This window comes from Apibacter sp. B2966 (assembly GCF_011082485.1).
GTDB lineage: Bacteria > Bacteroidota > Bacteroidia > Flavobacteriales > Weeksellaceae > Apibacter.
In genome coordinates this window covers 639,130-658,477 of sequence record NZ_CP049714.1, presented here as the reverse complement: position 1 = coordinate 658,477, position 19,348 = coordinate 639,130, and the positions used below count along the sequence as shown (strand labels likewise).

The 19,348-nt window shown below is 31.1% G+C and carries 18 protein-coding genes; 10 read left to right on the top strand and 8 right to left on the bottom strand.

Annotation, left to right across the window (positions count from 1 at the left end; genetic code table 11):
• The first annotated feature begins 88 nt into the window (after window positions 1-88).
• From hpt to obgE, 3 genes are all read left to right on the top strand, one after another.
• Window positions 89-631: a hypoxanthine phosphoribosyltransferase gene (gene hpt / locus G8C43_RS02825; RefSeq protein ID WP_160543158.1), complete on the top strand. Its 543-nt coding sequence runs from the start codon at window positions 89-91 to the stop codon at window positions 629-631.
• Window positions 632-645: 14 nt separating this feature from the next.
• Window positions 646-1,224, top strand: a complete 579-nt coding sequence (locus G8C43_RS02820) for an adenylate kinase (protein ID WP_166004005.1) — start codon at window positions 646-648, stop codon at window positions 1,222-1,224.
• 80 nt (window positions 1,225-1,304) lie between these two features.
• Window positions 1,305-2,291 carry a GTPase ObgE gene (gene obgE, locus G8C43_RS02815; protein WP_166004003.1) on the top strand — a complete coding sequence of 329 codons (987 nt, stop codon included), beginning with the start codon at window positions 1,305-1,307 and terminating at the stop codon, window positions 2,289-2,291.
• A 109-nt stretch (window positions 2,292-2,400) separates the two neighbouring features.
• On the opposite strand, the gene G8C43_RS02810 is transcribed toward obgE, so the two are convergent.
• A complete protein-coding gene (locus G8C43_RS02810) occupies window positions 2,401-3,954 on the bottom strand; it encodes a Do family serine endopeptidase (protein WP_166004001.1) in 1,554 nt (517 codons plus the stop codon).
• Window positions 3,955-4,184: 230 nt separating this feature from the next.
• Here G8C43_RS02810 and pdxY point away from each other — a divergent pair, with 230 nt between their 5' ends.
• Entirely contained in the window at window positions 4,185-5,045 is an 861-nt protein-coding gene (gene pdxY / locus G8C43_RS02805; protein WP_166003999.1) for a pyridoxal kinase PdxY, read from the top strand.
• Window positions 5,046-5,164: 119 nt separating this feature from the next.
• Here pdxY and G8C43_RS02800 read toward each other — a convergent pair whose 3' ends face one another.
• Both G8C43_RS02800 and G8C43_RS02795 read right to left on the bottom strand, forming a co-directional pair.
• Complete coding sequence (locus tag G8C43_RS02800) at window positions 5,165-5,614, bottom strand: MarR family winged helix-turn-helix transcriptional regulator (protein WP_166003997.1); 450 nt, start codon at window positions 5,612-5,614, stop codon at window positions 5,165-5,167.
• A gap of 147 nt (window positions 5,615-5,761) precedes the next feature.
• Window positions 5,762-5,974 (bottom strand): heavy-metal-associated domain-containing protein, encoded by a 213-nt coding sequence (locus G8C43_RS02795; RefSeq protein WP_160543152.1) that lies wholly within the window; start codon window positions 5,972-5,974, stop codon window positions 5,762-5,764.
• A gap of 256 nt (window positions 5,975-6,230) precedes the next feature.
• On the opposite strand from G8C43_RS02795, the gene G8C43_RS02790 reads away from it, so the two are divergent.
• Together G8C43_RS02790 and G8C43_RS02785 are read left to right on the top strand one after the other, a co-directional pair.
• Window positions 6,231-7,049 (top strand): AraC family transcriptional regulator, encoded by an 819-nt coding sequence (locus G8C43_RS02790; RefSeq protein ID WP_166003995.1) that lies wholly within the window; start codon window positions 6,231-6,233, stop codon window positions 7,047-7,049.
• A gap of 50 nt (window positions 7,050-7,099) precedes the next feature.
• Entirely contained in the window at window positions 7,100-7,945 is an 846-nt protein-coding gene (locus G8C43_RS02785; RefSeq protein WP_255490402.1) for a carboxymuconolactone decarboxylase family protein, read from the top strand.
• Between the two features lie 334 nt (window positions 7,946-8,279).
• Here G8C43_RS02785 and G8C43_RS02780 read toward each other — a convergent pair whose 3' ends face one another.
• Window positions 8,280-13,328, bottom strand: coding sequence for a T9SS type B sorting domain-containing protein (locus tag G8C43_RS02780; protein WP_166003993.1), 5,049 nt, complete (start codon window positions 13,326-13,328; stop codon window positions 8,280-8,282).
• Window positions 13,329-13,738: 410 nt separating this feature from the next.
• On the opposite strand from G8C43_RS02780, the gene G8C43_RS02775 reads away from it, so the two are divergent.
• Window positions 13,739-14,938, top strand: a complete 1,200-nt coding sequence (locus G8C43_RS02775; protein ID WP_166003991.1) for a DegT/DnrJ/EryC1/StrS family aminotransferase — start codon at window positions 13,739-13,741, stop codon at window positions 14,936-14,938.
• 85 nt (window positions 14,939-15,023) lie between these two features.
• On the opposite strand, the gene G8C43_RS02770 is transcribed toward G8C43_RS02775, so the two are convergent.
• Both G8C43_RS02770 and G8C43_RS02765 read right to left on the bottom strand, forming a co-directional pair.
• Window positions 15,024-15,338, bottom strand: coding sequence for a hypothetical protein (locus G8C43_RS02770; protein WP_160543148.1), 315 nt, complete (start codon window positions 15,336-15,338; stop codon window positions 15,024-15,026).
• Window positions 15,339-15,341: 3 nt separating this feature from the next.
• A complete protein-coding gene (locus G8C43_RS02765; protein WP_166003989.1) occupies window positions 15,342-16,337 on the bottom strand; it encodes a cation diffusion facilitator family transporter in 996 nt (331 codons plus the stop codon).
• A gap of 246 nt (window positions 16,338-16,583) precedes the next feature.
• Here G8C43_RS02765 and G8C43_RS02760 point away from each other — a divergent pair, with 246 nt between their 5' ends.
• Together G8C43_RS02760 and G8C43_RS02755 are read left to right on the top strand one after the other, a co-directional pair.
• Window positions 16,584-17,930 carry an MATE family efflux transporter gene (locus tag G8C43_RS02760; protein ID WP_166003987.1) on the top strand — a complete coding sequence of 449 codons (1,347 nt, stop codon included), beginning with the start codon at window positions 16,584-16,586 and terminating at the stop codon, window positions 17,928-17,930.
• Entirely contained in the window at window positions 17,927-18,214 is a 288-nt protein-coding gene (locus G8C43_RS02755; protein ID WP_160543145.1) for a hypothetical protein, read from the top strand. Before G8C43_RS02760 ends, G8C43_RS02755 begins: the two co-directional genes overlap by 4 nt.
• Before the next feature lie 18 nt (window positions 18,215-18,232).
• On the opposite strand, the gene G8C43_RS02750 is transcribed toward G8C43_RS02755, so the two are convergent.
• The gene (locus G8C43_RS02750; protein ID WP_166003985.1) at window positions 18,233-18,517 is read right to left on the bottom strand and encodes a hypothetical protein; all 285 of its coding nucleotides are present in this window, start codon (window positions 18,515-18,517) and stop codon (window positions 18,233-18,235) included.
• A gap of 274 nt (window positions 18,518-18,791) precedes the next feature.
• Between G8C43_RS02750 and G8C43_RS02745 the strand changes: the two genes are divergently transcribed.
• Window positions 18,792-19,082 carry a hypothetical protein gene (locus G8C43_RS02745; RefSeq protein WP_317164169.1) on the top strand — a complete coding sequence of 97 codons (291 nt, stop codon included), beginning with the start codon at window positions 18,792-18,794 and terminating at the stop codon, window positions 19,080-19,082.
• 37 nt (window positions 19,083-19,119) lie between these two features.
• Here G8C43_RS02745 and G8C43_RS02740 read toward each other — a convergent pair whose 3' ends face one another.
• Window positions 19,120-19,293 (bottom strand): hypothetical protein, encoded by a 174-nt coding sequence (locus tag G8C43_RS02740; protein WP_166003983.1) that lies wholly within the window; start codon window positions 19,291-19,293, stop codon window positions 19,120-19,122.
• Window positions 19,294-19,348: the final 55 nt, after the last annotated feature.

Here is a 19,348-nt window from a genome sequence, read left to right as displayed (position 1 = left end):
CATTTATCTAACATTAAAAATTATATACTTCAAACTTTGATATTTAGTCAATATCATTATATTTGCGGCATAGTAAAGATAGTTATATATGGAAGAAATTAAGATTCTGGATAAAACTTTTACCCCTTTTATATCTTCGGAAGAAATAGACCATTCCATACAAAGGATGACCAATACTTTGTATGAAGAGTACAAAGACACCGTCCCCGTTTTTATAGGGGTACTCAACGGAGTTATTATGTTTTTCAGTGATTTTTTAAAAAATTATAAAGGCAACTGTGAAATAGGTTTCCTTCAGTTGTCTTCATACAAAAGTGGAATGCAAAGTTCAGGAACCGTTGATTTAATTACAGATATGACTGTAGACATCACAAACCGAGATATAGTAATACTTGAAGATATTATTGATACCGGTAACACCTTGGAATACCTTTATAAATTACTTGAAGTAAAACCGGTGAGAAGCATTAAAATTGCAACTTTGTTTTTTAAACCGGATGTTTATAAAAAGGATCTAAATATAGATTTAATAGGAATGAATATACCTAATAAATTTGTTATAGGGTATGGGTTGGATTATAATGGTTTAGGAAGGAATTTTAAAGACTTATACCAATTAAAAGGAGAATAAACAGAATTTCAAATATGAATATAATTGTTTTATTTGGCCCTCCCGGGAGTGGAAAAGGGACTCAAGCAAAAATTTTAGCAGAAAAGTTTCACTTAGAACACATTTCCACCGGAGACTTATTCAGATATAATATAAAGAATAATACCAAATTAGGTCAAGAGGCTCAAACCTATATAAATCATGGAAAATTAGTGCCGGATGAACTTACAACAGAAATGTTGATAGATGAACTTAAAAGAAATTCAAACAAAAAAGGGTTTATCTTAGATGGATATCCAAGAACTAAAAGCCAAGCAGAAGCCCTTGATGAATTATTGGATTCTATATTTCAAACCCAAGTTGATGTAACGTTAGCCCTTTATGTAGAAGATGAAATTCTAGTCAAAAGAATTTTAAAAAGAAGTGAAGAAAGCGGTCGTTCAGATGATGCAGATGAAAGCATAATTCGTAACAGAATTAAAGAATATTATGAAAAAACAGCCGTTGTTTCCAACTATTATAAAGAACAACATAAACTGGTTGAATTAGATGGAGAGGGAAGTATTGAAGATATAACCGCAGAACTGTCTAAAGAAATTGAAAAGTTTGTATAGAAAATACATGTAACACTTACATATAAAAGGATTGTTATGAAAAATAATAATCCTTTTTTTATAAAAAAAATAAAAGATATATGCAGTCGAATTTTGTTGATTATGTTAAAATTTTTTGTAAGAGCGGACATGGAGGCGCCGGTTCTGCACACCTACACAGAGCAAAATATATTCCTAAAGGTGGCCCTGATGGTGGAGATGGAGGAAGAGGGGGACATATAATTTTACGCGGTAATGCTCAACTATGGACCCTTTTGGCTTTAAAATATTCCAAACACAATAAAGCAGATAATGGTAAACCCGGAGGAAAACAAGAATTAACCGGAGCTAATGGAGCGGATTTGTATATCGAAGTTCCCGTAGGAACTATTGCTAAAGATGAAAGCGGAACTATTGTTGGAGAAATAACTAAAGATAAAGAAGAGATAATTTTACTTGAAGGAGGAAAAGGAGGGTTAGGAAATTCACACTTTAAATCATCAACCAATCAAACTCCGCGATATGCTCAACCCGGATTGCCCGGTAAGGAAGGTAATTTTATTTTGGAATTAAAGTTATTAGGTGATGTGGGATTGGTAGGTTTTCCCAATGCAGGAAAATCAACATTATTGTCTGCATTAACCTCTGCAAAACCGAAAATAGCCGATTATGCTTTTACCACCTTAGTACCTAATTTAGGAATCGTTAAATACAGGGATTTTCAATCATTTGTTATTGCCGATATTCCGGGTATTATTGAAGGAGCATCCGAAGGAAAAGGATTAGGATATAAATTTCTAAGACATATAGAAAGAAATTCGATTTTATTGTTTTTGATTCCGGCAGATGCAAAAGATTATTACCAAGAATATAAAATTCTGTTAAATGAGCTGAATAAATATAATCCGGAATTAAATGATAAAGATCGAGTAATTGCTATTTCGAAATCAGACTTACTGGATAAAGAATTGGAAGATGAAATAAGGAAAACTTTTCCTGATAATTTCAAATTATTATTTATTTCTGCCGTAACCGGAGAAAATTTAACTCAATTAAAAGACGAACTTTGGAAATTATTACATCAGTAATAATTTATGTATCATAAAAACATTATATAAAAAGAATTGCAACTTTTTAATAAATTTAAAAAGTTGCAATTCAAACTACTAATTAATTATATATCAATAACTACATTTCTTATTCCATTTTAAATCCTCTACGATAAATTCTACCATAAGGATCTACATATCTTACAGAAACCGTTCCTTTATAATTTTTCAATATTTTTTCAATGTCTTTTTCACTATTAACAGGCTTATCGTTTACTTCCATTAAGATATATCCTTCACCAATGCCTGCTAATTTCAATTTTCCGTTAGAATCGATTCTGGTTACAACAATACCGGATTCTAAACCGTAATTAACCTTTTGGTCATCAGTCAATTCTTGAAATTCAGCACCCAACTTTTCGGCGACACTTAAATCGTTCTTCGTTTTAACTGAAGTCCCCCCTTTAGCATCTTTAATTCTAACATTGAAAGATTTATACGAATCATCTCGTATAACGGTAACCTTCACTTGGTCACCCGGTCTTTTCTCACCAATAACTCCCGAAAGAGTAGGGAAGTTCTTAATATTCGTTCCGTCAATTTGCTTGATAATATCTCCTTTTTTCAAGCCGGCATCTTTTGCTCCTCCGTCATTTTGAATATCAGTGATAAGTACACCTTCTTGAGATTTATAATTGGTTTTATTTTGAGAATTATATTGTTTAACTGCAGAATCATCACTCAAGTCAAGAGCACCAATACCCAAATAACCCCGTTGAACCAAACCGTATTTGCGAATATCTTCCACAACTTTTTTAGCTATGTTGGAAGGAACAGCAAAACTGTACCCTTCAAATGTTCCGGTTCCGGAATGAGAAGCAATTGCTGTATTAATACCGATTAAATCACCATTGGCGTTTACTAAAGCACCTCCGCTATTCCCGGGATTTACTGCCGCATCGGTTTGAATAAAAGATTCAATAGGACTTCTGGAATTAGAACGCAAAAGATCTAAACTACGACCTTTGGCTGAAATGATACCCGCTGTAACTGTTGAAGTTAATCCAAATGGATTTCCTACAGCTAATACCCATTCTCCAATTCTCACATTATCGGAATTATAGAAATTTAAAAAGCTTAGCCCTTTTTCATCAATTTTTAACAGAGCAATATCGGAGTTGATATCCGTTCCTACTAAAGTGGCTGTATATGTTTTTTGATTATTAAGTGTAATTTCTATTTTATCAGCTCCATCAATCACATGATTATTGGTAACAATATAACCATCACTAGAAATAATTACTCCCGAACCTAAACCGTTTGGAGAATCTTTTGGAGTTTGTTGTTGTCTTTGTTGCCCTTGAGAATTAAAAGGATCTCCAAAAAAGAAATCAAAAGGATCTAAGGATCTGCGTTGTTGCTGCTGCATGTAGGAAGAATAACATTTTACACTCACTACTGCATTCACGGTTTTTTCTGCTGCGATGGTTAAATCGGGAGGATTTAATCCAACTACGCTATTAGTAGAAGCTGAAGTAAAATAAGCTTTTTCGTTATGAGTAGGATTTTTAAATATTTCAAAATCATTTAAATTCGTATTTTTTGATATGGAGGTAACTGCACCTGCAGAAATTAATCCCCCTATCGCACCTACTAAAATATAAGAACCTATTTTTTTAATTTCAAACTTATTTTTTTTCATAGTACAATTTAATTTAAATAAATACTGGATTTTTTTATTTCAAAAGTAATACCAAATTTCAATTATTTTGTTGCTTTAACGGTTTTTAACAAGAAATTAATCTTCTTTTATATGGTTTATTAATTATTTCACTTTTCATATTGAGAAATGAACATACTGAACAATTCTTTATAAATTACTACTAATTGCCAATAAAGTTTATAAATTTGTAACTAATAATTGTAAAACTAATGAAAAATATTTTATCCATCCAATCTCATGTAGTGTATGGCCACGCAGGAAACAGTGCAGCTGAATTTCCCATGCAGCGTTGCGGCGTTAGAGTATGGTCATTAAATACGGTACAATTTTCCAATCATACACAATATGGACAATGGACGGGTGAAGTAATGACAGCCAAACATTTATTGGATATTGTTCAAGGAATCGATAATATCCATCAGTTGAAAAAGTGTGATGCAGTTTTAAACGGATACATTGGTTCTCCCGAACAAGGAAAATCAATTTTGGAAATAGTTAAAAAGGTTAAAAATGAAAATCCAAATGCCGTTTATTTTTGTGACCCCGTTATGGGACATCCGGAAAAAGGCTGTATTGTAGCTCCTGGAGTGTCGGAATTTTTTAAAAATGAAGCGATGGGAGTAAGTGACATTATGACACCTAACTTATTAGAGTTGGAAATTTTAACCGATAGAACTATTACTTCGGTTGCGGAAGTAGTTTCTGCAGTTGATGTAATTCACAGTAAAGGTGTGAAAACTGTATTAGTTAAACACTTAAGCAGGGCAGGCTATCGTTCAGATAAATTTGAGATGTTATTGTCTACTTCAGAAGGAAAATGGCATATATCAAGACCTTTAGTAGATTTTGGAGTTCGTCAACCGGTTGGAGTAGGGGATCTTACTTCCGGTTTATTATTGACCCATATGTTACTGGGGAAAAATTATAAAGAAGTATTAGAACATACGACTGCTGCTGTTTATGCCGTTATGCTGGAAACTCATAGACAAGGAGAGTATGAATTGCAATTGGTAGCAGCACAAGATGAAATTGTAAATCCGACTCAAATGTTTGAGGCAGTAAAATTATAATTGATAGTTTAAGTAAGCTATTACTTAAAAACGCATATCTTTTTTACCGCAAATTTTAAATTTCAAAAAGCATAGTGGTGAAGAATAAACTTTTTATATAAAAAGTTTATAAAGCATTTCTATAAATTAGATTCATTTATATTTTTCTGGATAATCTTAAGAATAGAAAATAAATCATTAAGTTGTTTTTCAGTTAGTCCTTTTGCAACTTCTTTCGCATATTGCTTTGCTATGTCTTTGGCATTATATAAAAGTGTAATTCCTTGCTCAGTAATTAATATAATTTTTTTCCGACGATCTTTTTCTGCATTGACTCTTCTTACCAAATTTTTTTTTTCTAAAATATCAATGGATCGGGTGATGGCAGAATTATCTCTGTGTATTTTTTCTGATATTTTCTGCATGGATATTCCTGTAGAATGTTCCGTTAATAAATCTAAAATAATAAATTGTTCGGGAGTAATGTCTAACTTATTGATAGAAAATTTTTTATTTAATAGATTCCTGTGCAGATTTTCTGTATAACTTAATTGGTAACCGATCGAATTTTCTTTTTCAGAGTTAGTCATTGCTATCCGAATTATATTTTATTTATATATAAATTTTTAAAATGCAAAGGTAATTAATATTATTATAGGATTAAAGAACAAAAAGAAGATAACAATAAAAAGAACCCTTAAAAAAATAAAGGTTCCTTTAGCAATTTTATTGAAAAATTAAATTTTCTCAATGGTAAATCCGGCTTTTTTTACTGCATTGACAACCTCTTCTTCCGTAGCACCCGCTAAGTCTACAGTCAAGATTTTATCCGGATTAGCTGTATCAACTTCCCATTTTGAAATACCTTCTACTTTAGACAAAAATGGGGTTACTGCTTTTACACAACCTCCACAATCTATATTAGTTTTAAATTTTAATTCATTTTTCATATTTATTGTTCAAATTTATTTGATATCTCAAATGTACTCTATAATTAATGAAAGTAAATTATATAATTATGGAAACTTTTTATATAAAGTATATTTGATACTAATCAATAATACAAATTTTACTGTCAATAAATTATATAATTCCATTATAAAAAAGGTAATCAATAGGTTTTCAAACTAGTTTTTAAGTTCAGTATCAGAAATTTAAAAAATATATTTCTATTATATCACTCACAATATATTTTATCTTTGTTAAATGTTAAAAGAATATTCAATAGCAAATATCTTAGGGGTACCGAATCATTTCATTTCGTATTTTGTGGGAACATTTGAAGGAACAGAAGATCCGGATATTGAATGGCCTCATCGACATTCCTTCTATTCTCTGGTTTGGTTTACTCATGGAAGCGGATTTTATGTTGTCGATTTTCAAGAGTATCCCATAAAGCCCAACCGTATTTTTCTTGTGAATACTAAACAGATACATAATTGGGAGTATTCTTCTGACAGCAAAGGGTATATTTTGATGGTGGATGCTTGCCTGGGCTTGGAATTGGGTATTAATAATCATAGGGCATTTGTAGATGTTCCAACTTCATATATACAAATTATGGAAAGCTGTTTTATGAACCTTATTCATGAATTTGGAATGAAAGATGAAGTAGCCGATACAACTATAAAATTAGGAATTCCCTATCTCTATTCCATACTTAACAGATTATCATTTAAAAAAGAAACAAACTTTCATCATACTCTTTTAGACGATTTAAAAATGGTAATTTTTGAAGAAAATTTTAAAACATCATCCATTGAATATTACGCTGAAAAATTGAAAGTTACAACCCAAGAATTAAATGAAATTTGTAAACAATACAAAGGCATTTCTTCCAAACAATATATTATAGATCTTAAAATTACGGAGGCCAAACGATTATTACTATTTAGCGAGTATAATGTTAACGAGATAGCTTATAAATTAGGTTTTGAAGATCCCTCTTATTTTTCACGTATTTTCAAAAAGAAAACAGATTTCTCTCCTTCAACCTTTTTGGAAAAGTACCGAAAACAGAAATAAAAGTCCTATCTGTAGAGTGCTGATCTCCGGTACCTTTGCTTAAAAACAAAATGAAAAAATTACTTACCGTTTTAGTGGTATTTATATTAACATTAAATAGTTATGCGCAAATGGAAAAATCAGAACGTTACCAAAAAGGTTGGGAAAAATTAAAAGAAATTGATGGAGAAGCCGGAATCAGAACCGTTGAAAGTTTAAAAGATATTTCACCGGAATTAAGTAGATTTATTATTGAATATTCATTTGGAGAAGTCTATAGTTTAAAAGCACTGGATAATAAATCAAAAGAAATAGCAGCCATCTCGTCTCTTATGGCACAGGGAGCCATACCTCAATTAAAAGTCCATTTACATGGAGCCTTACAAGTAGGTTGTTCCATAAATGAAATTAAAGAGGTTATTTTGCAAATGTCGGTATATTGTGGATTTCCAAAATGTATTAATGGAATGAATGCATTTAGAGAGGTCCTTAAAGAAAGAAAAGAAAAAGGAATCAAGGATGAAGAAGGTAAAAAGGCTTCTAAAAATGAGACAGACCGTTATAAGTTAGGAGCTCATTATTTAGCCATGTTGAAGAAAGAACAAGAAGATATTCTGAAAAAGACGTATCGAGACATTTCACCGGAGTTGGTTAATTTTGTTATTGAATATGGATATGGAGATATTTTTTCAAGAGATAATTTAGATAAAAAATATAGACAAATTGCCACCATAGCAGCTTTAGCAACATTGGGAAATGCACAATCTCAATTAAATTTTCATATAAAAGGAGCATTGAATATAGGTTTAACTCCTGATCAAATCAAAGAGGTAATGCTACTTATGACAGTCTATGCAGGATTTCCTGCTTCTATAAACGGAATAAATATTCTTAAAGAAGTTGTTTATAATAAATAAGAATACACTTTAACTGCTATATTTTATTAATTACACACACCAAGTCTTAAAAATTTAAATGATAATAGTTTAAATTTTAATCTTAACAACCGCTAAGCCTTCTGATTGTTTAATTCATTCAGAATGGCTTACTTTTAAATTACCAATTCAAAAATTTTTATAATGCCCTCGACTCTAAACTTGGTTTTCCTTACTCTTTTCAAAAAATTTTATAAGTATTTACGAAGTTAAAACATAAAAAAATACAGACATACAATCGCTGCTCAAAAAATTGAATACGTATATGCCTGTATGTGTTTTAAAGATAAAAATTTATATGAGAACTATTTATTCATTAATCAACGTGATTATTATGGTTTCTTACAACGATCCATCCGGTAAATTGTCTTCCGTCAGCAATATCAATAACATACCAATAGGAAGTAGTAGGTAATGGTCTGCCCAAATAATATCCATTCCATACAAAGCATGAATTAGAACTTTGTGAAAATACAACTTTACCATATCTGTCAAAAATTTTGATATGAGAAGGAAGTAAGTCGAAATTTTCCAAGCCGCATAATCTCCACGCATCATTAAGATTGTCTCCATTGGGAGTTATCACATTATTTATCTTAAATAAAACTCCTTTCTTTTCAGGTGAATAACAACCGTTTGCCAATGATCTTACATAGAAAGTATATATCCCCGGTTTTAGATTATAAAATGTATTATGGGATTGCCAATTTTTATTATCCATAGAATATTCCAAAGGAGCATCCCCTTCGGCAATTACCGTTATATAATCATTACCTTCCTTTAAATCTGTAATTCTCGTTTTAGCATATTCGGTTACATGAGTAGTATAAGTATACTTACAACCGTTTTTACCGGTAATGGTAACCGTATAAATACCTGCTTTATATATGGTTATTGTATGTTTATCATATCCTTTTACTCCGGTATTCCATTCGTAAAAATCCTCAGGATTTTTTGTATCCGCTACTAGTTCAAGAGTTCCATTCGGACATATTTTTAGGTTCTTTTGTAATGAACTTACAGGAACCGGTAAAACCTTAAGGTTTATTACACTTAGAGCCGGACAGTAATCGGGAGATGAAACTCGGACGTATACTTGGTCCTTAAAAGGTACAATATTTTTATAATTATATGGATCTACAATAGGATTGGTTTGGTTTTTAGCATCGTTTAAAGTGCTGAAATATTCAAAAGTAGCCTTAGGATCTTTGGTTATGGATGAGTTCAAGGTAGTGATATTGAAAAATGTTAATCCATCAAAGTCATCATCACAACTTTCAATTTCCATGGATTGAGTTGATACCTTAATTTTATCTTTTGTGTACAAGGTCACAGTTCTGATTGAACTGCATCCATATTTATTGGTTGCCTTCAGTACTATTTTTTCATTAAAGCTTTTTACTGTGTATTGATGTATATTTTTGATCTTATTGATGTCTTTAACAGCATCTTCCTGAGAATGATAATAGGAAAATGTATACCCGTCGGGATTAAAAATTACGGTATAGCGAAGATCATCTAAATCTACTTTATATATATCGTCAAAATCTGAATCACAAACTAAATATTTAGCATTTATAAGTTTAGGAAGAGGTTCTAAATTGACTTCTAAATATCTAACCGTATAACAACCGGTAGAAGGATTATCCATCCGTACCCATACATAATCTTTTGCTAAGGTAACAGAATAACGTTCAGGATTTTTTATGAGCGTATGGCTGTCTCTATTATTAGCTCCTTCCTCGGTTTTGTAATAATTAATAGTTAAATTTTGGCCCGAGGTAATTAAAACATCAGATATATAGTTGGTTAAATTAACATATTCTTGCATATCTGATCCCACATCGCAAATATGTATTTTTTTATTTTGAGCTAACACTTTTTCTGCACTTTTAAAAGTGAGCTTTGCAATGGAAAAACATCCTGAAGAATTCGTAATTCTTACATAAATGGTAGTAGGAAATGGTTGAATGACGTATTCTTTTGTATTGGAAATACTAAATTTATCAGCATACGCATTTTCATATGAAGTGTAATATGAGTATTGATAATTTGATCGGGAAGCAGTTACTAAATCTTCTTCATATAAGGTTAAATCGACAATTTCCGTATCATCGGCATTGTTGTCACATATTTCAACAATTTTATCTTTAACTAAAGGTGAAGATTGTAACGAAAAACCTAATTTTTGAATGATCTGGCATTCCTTACCTGAAGAGATTTTAACATATAGTTGCGTTGAATTTTTTATAATATGTTTTATAATAGTATTAATGTTGTTTAATGCATCTTGTTCATTTAAATAATAGGAGAAAGTAAAACTTTGCGGATTGGTAACTATATGAGAGTTTAATTCACTTAATATTACTTCTTCCTCATTATCATTACTAAAGTCACAGATATCCAAGTTATATTTTAAAACAATAGGAAAAGGATTTAACTTTATTTTTAAAGGCTTTATTTCACAACATTTTGATTTTTTGTTGGTAAAACGAACATATAGTGTAGTAGTGTTGTATAAGGCGAATGCAGCAGGATCTAAAATTTTTTCATTATTGTTTTGATTTTGAGCTCCTTCTGCTGTTAAATAAAACTCTACGGAAATTTTTTTCGTATCAACTCCGCTTTCTGCAATCACCGGAATTAAATTTACGATTTTGTTATGGCTATTGTCTGTATCACAAACCTCAATAGTTTTCAAATCAGGAACTGTTACCGATTCCAATAAACGTATTTCTACAGGTATAATACTTGGACAACTGTTTTCATAATTAGTTCTAACATATACTTTATTATTACTTATACTTATAGGATAGGGTTCTATAGCAGAAATTGGATGTATTTCTTTGAAAGCATCGTGTTCAGATTTGTAGAATTGAACAGAACTATAATCAGTTAAGCCTAAAAAATTGATTAAATCGTTCAAATAATAAATTTCATTTCCATCATTTCCCCTATCGCATAGATATACGTTTTGCCATTCGGATAATTCTAAAGGTTTTAAAATCAAATCAATTTTATGAAAATATCTACACACATCGTTTACTTTTACTTTTACGTAAATAGTTTTTTTACCTCTTACAATCGTTTCTTTTATGGGATTAACTTCATTAGTATAGTCATCCAATGTTTCATAAAATGAAATTGAGGATGGTGGATATCCGGCAAGAAAAATAGGTCTTAACGTATTTAGGTTAAATTTACTTTCTCCTGAATTATTTACATCGCATATGTTATAACTCGGCCTTTTTTCAATTTGATCGATAACTTCTAATTTTATTTCACGTATATGTACACATTGAGTTTTATTGTCAAAAAATCGTACATAAACTATGGAAAAAGGATAATTAACCGGGTAATTTTCCATGTCTGAAATAAGTTGAGAACTATCTTTAGAAACAGCCCCATCCCAGGAATTGTAAATTCCTTCCAGCACAATGTCATGCCCTTTCTTCATGTCATTATAATATTCCCAAAGATTTTCATGTAATCCCGAAGTTTTTTTATCGCATACATATTTATGCATATTATTTACCAAGGTATTTTTGAAAGTAAAAGAGAGGGTAGTTATAGAAGGGCAATACCCGGGACCGGATATACTTACATAAATAATTTCTTCATTGGTAACCGAATACGATTCGGGATTTTGTATAGGATTTATATTTTGTAAAGCATCAGATTCGGAAGTAAAATAACTAAAAGAAAGATTATCATAACCCGTAATCGAGGCTTCAAAGGATCTCAAATTATAAATTTCTCGTCCTTTTAAATCTTCGTTACAAAGTATAATTTCTTGAGGTTTGGAAACTATCGTTTTTTGAAATTTGAAAGTTACAGGAATGATAGAAAAACAATCTTCAAAGTCTTTATTACTGGCTTTTGCATAAACGGTTACCGCAGAAGAAAGCGAAAGGGTACTAATGGGATGATTTCCGTTTATAGCATTAGTATAGGAATCATAAAAATCAAGGTTCATCCATTCTTCATATCCATTTATTTGATTCGTATAATTGTTTAAATATATTATTTCAGAATCTTGATCACCATTACCGCAAATAATAATAGGTTCCATTTCTTTTAGGCCGGGTTTTCTTTTCATGTGAATAGTAATCACCGAGGTCGAATAACAATCTTTACCCTTTGAAGCTCGTAAATAAAAGGAATTTGAATTAGAGGTAATCGGATAGGAATTTAAACCCGTCAAAGGATGTTGACCTGAATGGGCATCTTCTATATTCTGATGTAAAGTGGTAATGACATCGGGAGCAGATTCAGAAGCTTCTTTCATCAATTCTTCTAAATTGATAACTTCATTTGGAGTTATACCTTCAAAACATTTATTTACCTCTAAGTCTTTCACTTTTGGAAAGTCAGAGGCGAAAATAATTCGGAATTCATCATTGAGGGTAACCGGAGTACAACCGGCATAGGTTACGTTCACATAATAAGTTGTTGAATTTTTCGGATTAACTTCCGGTGAAGGAAGAAGGGTTTGATCGGCATCTTTCCATTCAACTTTAGGAACAGTAGGAGTACCTTGCGGAGCAAATCTCCATGCTTCATGATAGGCTTCCCAGATTCCTGTATTTCTTTGATCGGGTGAAACTCCTTCAGATCCATCAGAATTAGTGATTCCGATGAGTGCTCTTTTTTCATTTCCTATTTCACAAGTTAACGGTTTTTCTTTTACATAGACTTCGATAACATTAGTAGTTTCATAAAGTATTATTTGCACGGTCGATTTTGAGTTTTCGCAACCGAAATGATTCATATTATAATAATTTATGATTGTTTTTCGGAAAGGAATCATCCCTGTCGTATACATGGTGATTTTACCGCAATCACGAGTACAACCAAACACATCACTATCATTGGTCATATCATGGTAAGCCCCGAATATGGTATTATGCATTAAATTAGGGTCGGGGATAGATCCTGCAATGGCATAAGGACATTCTGTTCCCGCATATTGGGTATCAAAACAGATGACTCCGTTATCACCTAAAATTATAGAGTTAAAAGTATTACCGTAAAAACAAAAATTAAAAGGGAGTTCTTGTGCGTTGCTCCATTTATCATCACTGTCAATGATAACTTCTTGACCTTCAGAGAATGTTCCCACCGGATTAAAAGGAATAGAGGTTACAGCATAGGAAGACGTGTTTTTTAGTTCCGGATATTCAGCCTTCAGTAAAATTTTATGGTTTTCGTTGAATTTATAATTACAATCAATGGTAACAGGACTTTTCAGGCCATTATGATCTTTTATCGTCACCGAAGGGGTTGTCATAATTTGGGCAGGAATTAAATTAAAAATTCCTAAGAATAATAAAATGAAAAAACGGTATGGAGCCTGTGTGCTCATGTACTTTTTTAATGTTAATGTTAGTTTAACAAAGTTAACAATTATTAACATTTAATTTTATATAATTTTAAATATTTTTTCAAATAAAATAAATTATTATGAATAAAAATCAATAATGTTTAAATATTTAATAAATTTTATGCAATAAAATTAGGTATATTATAATTTTACAAAATGAGTTAATATAATAGTAGGTATTTTTTATTTCTAATAGGGAAAATATAAAATCTTGATTACTGTTTTTTACCTTTATAAACGGGAGTTCAGCTCCAAAATTTGTAAATAATCTATAGTGAAATAGTTCAGGTATTAACTTTTTTTTATTTGTTTTTATAAAGATTCTTTTCAGTCAATTTGTTACCTTTGTTTAACATTTTTAACAAAAAAAATAATATAAAAATAGTTTTATTATGCCAGGATATGAGCTTTGGGGTGAAGAAGAAAAAAAACACCTGAATGATGTTATTGAAAGTGGTATTCTTATGCGTTATAACTTTGAATCCGCAAGGAATAATCATTGGAAGGCAAAAGAGTTTGAACAGGCCATTCAAAAAAGAATGCATGTAAGTCATGCACAACTTACCAGTAGTGGTACAAGTGCTTTATTAACGGCTTTGAATGCTGCAGGAGTTGGAGCAGGAGATGAAGTGATACTACCTACCTTTACCTTTGTGGCCAGTTTCGAGGCGGTATTAAGCGTGGGAGCAATTCCTGTTTTGGTTGACATTGACGACACGTTAACCTTAGATCCCAAAGCTGTAGAAAAAGCCATATCTTCCCGAACCAAAGTGATTATGCCCGTACACATGTGTGGAGCTATGGCAGATATTTCCGCATTGAAAGAATTGGCAAAAAAATATAAATTATTATTAATTGAAGATGCATGTCAAGCATTTGGAGGTACTTATAGAGGTAAATATTTGGGAACTATAGGAGATTTAGGATGCTTTTCATTTGACTTTGTTAAAACCGTAACTTGTGGAGAAGGAGGAGCCGTAGTAACCAATAAGGATGAGTACTATGTACATGCCGATCAATATACGGATCACGGACATGATCATATCGGAAATAATAGAGGCGCCGAAAATCATCCGTATTTAGGATTAAATTACAGAATTTCTGAGTTACACGCCGCTGTAGGTCTTGCTCAATTTGAAAAATTAGATCAAATACTTTCCATACAACGTAAAAATAAAAAAGTATTAAAAGATGCATTGAAGGAAGTTGAGGGTGTTAATTTCAGACGAGTACCGGATGAAGCGGGAGATAATGCTTCTTTTTTAAGTATATTTTTACCTAGCCAAGAATTAGCAAAAAAAGTATCGCTTGAATTAAGCAGCAAAGGTATTGGTAATGCTTATTGGTATGATAACAATTGGCATTATATCAGAAAATGGGATCATTTGAAATTACTGAAATCGTTAGCCCCTCTTTATAAAGAGCACAAAGAATTGTTACCAAATTATGCGAATGCAGATTATTCACAATCAGATGATATTATCAGCAAAACGGTAACCATTCCTATTTCCTTATTGTGGAATGATGAAGAATTAGCTAAAAAAGCAGAAATTATAAAATCTGCCGTTTCAAGCATTTTAACTAAAAAATAAAATTAGAATATATTTTTATAAATAGAAAAGCTGCTTTCTAATCAGGAAGCAGCTTTTTATTATAGTGTAATTTTAATTGTTAGATCTATTTAGAAAATTCATTCGTTAAAGCTTTGCTTCTATAAAAGCCCAAAATAATAAATATAACGCCAAAGAAAACTATTTTAAATAAGGAGAAAGAATAATTTTTCCACATTAAGTTGATCCAATTTGAAAAAGGTATTTCCCCTGAGAATAAGAATTTAGAAGTATAATGATTATCTACAAAACAATGAAGTATAAAATCTACTAACACCATTACGAGAGAAAATACTAAAGTAAAGATAATGATATATCCAATTTTTCCTAAAGACTTAAAAATAGTTTCTTCAATACGTAAATAATTTTTTTTCTTACTCATATTTTATTTATCTAATTTATGGCGTTTGTCAATCTCAATAATTTCTTTTGTCCACAAAACTTCTTTATCAAAAAGATATTTACGATACTGGCAATTGGTTTTTGTACAAATTTTGCAGGAAATAGATTCACAGCAATCATCAACGTGAACAAACATTTCAAAACTGTTGCCAAAGTTATCAATAATTATCTTTTTAAGCGCATCTAATTCTTTATGAGCTTCCCTCACATTAAAATACCATGGCAAGGTTAAATGACAGTCCAGATGTAAGCTGCTTCCGTATTTTATAAACCGTACATTATGAATATCAATCCAATTTGGATTTCTGTTCTTATTTAAAGTTTCAACTAATTGAACGATCAATTCTTCATCGGCTTCATCCATAATTCCCGCATAGGATTTACGAATAATTTTAACCCCGGTAAAAATAATAATCAAAGCAAAAATCAGGGCTATCACGCTATCCATCCAATATATTTTAAAAAAATACATGACAAAAAGACCCAGTACAAGTCCTAAGGTGGAATACGTATCTGATTTTAAATGCTCTCCTCCCGAAATTAAAGCCAAAGATTTATTTTTCTTACCTTTTTTAATGGCGGCAACTCCCATAATATAGTTCACCAGTCCGGTCACGGCAATTAAAAGAATTCCAAAGTCCAGCTTGCGTATTTCATGAACGTTGAAAATATTAAGTACCGATTCATAAATAATCAGCACACCGGCTACGGTAATAAGACTTCCTTCAATCCCGGCCGAAATAAATTCAATTTTGCCATGTCCGTAAGGATGGTCTCTGTCTTTGGGTTTGGAAGATAGGTAAAGGCTGTATAAAGAAAATAATCCGGCAGCAACATTAATAATACTTTCCAACGTATCGGTTAAAATCGCTATGGAATGGGTAAGCTGCCAGGCAATAACTTTAATAATAAATAAAGCTGTTCCGACAATAACCACAATTTTCTGAAAAAAATAATTTTCTTTTGCAGGGGTATTCATGTATTAGTGTATTACATTTATAATGGCGAATGCCTGGCAGTGCAAAGGTACATCTTTTGTTTCATTAATACTGATATTATTCTTGAAATTTTAAAAGTTGGCTTCTATATAATACAAAATGCCATTGATACAATAGATTTTATTCTATAAAATTAAATTATTTTGGATTTTTAGTATAAAGATTCAGAAAGCTTAGCAATTGAATTTCTGTTAATTCACTATCTTTGCAGGCTCTAATAAAATCAAATGGATTTAAAAGGACATTTTAAAGCAAATATTAAATTAGCATTACCTGTTGTAATTACTCAATTGGGACAAGTTTCCGTGAATTTTATTGATATTATTATTATAGCAAACTTAGGAGAAAGAGCCGTGGCCTCATCTTCATTGGCAACCAGTTTGTTTTTCATTTTCTTGGTTTTTTTGTTAGGGTTTTCCTATTCCATGTCGCCTCTTATATCTTCTTCCGTAGCCAATGGAAACACTGACCGAGTGAAAAAAATATTTACTCACGGAATGGTTTTGAATGTATCTTTGGCCTTAGGGGTCATTCTTTTACTAGAGTTGTGCTCTCCTTTGATGTACAAAGCCGGACAAGATGTATCCGTAATTCCTGACGCAATTACTTTCCTTAATATAAGCGCATGGAGTTTATTGCCTTTAATGATTTTTCAATCTTACAGACAATTTTCTGAAGGTATTTCCATGACTATTTTAGTTACCATCGCAACCATTATATCAAATATTGTAAATGTAATTTTGAATTTCGGATTGATTTACGGATATTGGGGATTGCCGGAAATGGGATTGCAAGGTTCTGCAACGGCAACTTTAATAGCGCGTATTTTAATGATGTGTATTATTATAGTGGTTTTATATTCTAACAAAAAATCATTATTTTATTTAAAAGGGGTAAAATGGAAAAATTTTCAAGCGGCCTATTTTCGTAAGCTTATTTCCATAGGGTTGCCTTCTTCATTACAGTCTTTATTTGAAATAAGTTCGTTTGCCCTTGCTGCATTTATTGCAGGAATGCACAGTTATTTAGATACTTCTGCTCATTCGGTAACATCCAATTTGGCCTCTATAACCTTTCAAGTATGTACCGGTTTCGGTGTGGCAGCAACCGTTAGAGTAGCAGGATATTATGGTGTTAAGAATATGGCGGATCTAAAAAAAGCAGGGATGGCAAATATATATTTGGTTGTCGGTTTTATGACGATATGCGGTATACTTTTTATCATTTTTAAAGATCAACTTCCGTTAATATTTTTTGATAAAAGTAAAACCGAAGTTATTGCTATTGCTTCACGATTGGTGATTTTAACGGCCTTATTCCAAATTTTTGACGGAATACAAGTGGTGAGCTTAGGCTGTTTACGAGCCATGAGAGATGTGAAAATTCCGACCCTTATTTGTTTTATAGCATATATTATCTTAGCTATTCCCATAGGATACTATTTATGCATCCAACAAAAATTGGGAGCTGTGGGAACCTGGATCGGTTTGTGTATCGGACTAGGATTTGCTGCCGTTATGTTGTTATGGCGTTTTCATATTCTTACGAAAGATAAAAAGAAATTTAACCATTGATTTTACTTTATTTAGAAAATAGTTCTAAATTACTTTCTATTAAAAGGGAAGAGGCTTTACCTGCATTAAAATCGCAAGTACTCGAAATTTTTTCTAAAATAAACTCGATTGAAAATGCCGTTTTGGGTTTGTTTGTAGATGCTTCAATGGAGATTAGAATTCAATCGTACAATAAATATATTTGGAAAGTTGAGGTCATGGATTTGCTTAATTATAAAATGTTTTTGTATTATTATTCAACCCAAAGGGTGCAACAACTAATCCAAGATATTTTTAAAGTATAATTTCGTATTCCAATTTCGTTAGTCTTCGACTAATACCTTATCTAAAAATTCAAATTCGAGATGTGGAAGAAGTTTTTTTATTAATTCCAAAAGGTTATAAATATCAATCCGTATTTCTTCTTCTTCCTTTGAACCTTGATTTTCCAAAGAAAACAAATGCGTTTGACAACTATTTAGCATTGAAAGAATAGTAAACCCTAAATGTTTATAACTTCCGATACCTGCATATTCACTGTGCTTAGCGTGATCTTTCTTTAAATCATCAATCAAATCTTGTATGTGTTTATAAGGCTTGTGTTTCATATTTTAATTATATTTATACAAGCAAAGTAACGACACCTAGATAAGATAAATAATTATAAAAAGTTAATTCGCACAACCAGCGAAGAATATCTTATTTAATTCGTATAATTTTATATTTTTGTAAACAGATAAAACGAAATAAACCATGAATGCTGATATTAGCTCTAAAAAAGTACATCACGGAAGAAATATAAAGAGATTGCGCGAAATGTTAGGCGTTAAACAAGATGCTTTAGCCGTTTAATTACATATAACACAAGCAGGAGTATCTAAATTGGAAGCCAAAGAAGAAATTGAAAAAGAAACTCTTGAAAAAATCGCTCAAATTCTTAAAATTCCCGTAGAGGCGATTGAAAATTTCAATGATGAAGGCGCTTTGAATTTTATTGCAAATACTTTCAATACTCATGATACTTCTATAGGTTTTACTATCAATTTTAATCCGATTGATAAAATCGTAGAACTTTATACCGAAAAAGAAGATCTTTATAAAGAAAAACAAGAGCTCTATGAACGCATGATTCAAGAAAAAAATGAGTTGATTGAGAGATTATTGAGTAAATAGTTTGTAATTCTATGGATTAAAACTAATTTTTAGAGGTTTACTGCATTAAAATGGTTGAGAATTTCTTTTTTTCATTATACTTCAATGGGGTAACCGCCGTTAACCATTTATAATCCCATTTTTCCTGAATAAGAATGATATTTATATTTTCTTCAATATAAATATCCGTTCTATCCGTATATTTTACATAATTCATAAGTTTTTTATTCATAATTATACAAATTAAAATAAATTAAACTTTCAGTTATTATTTTATATTTTATTAA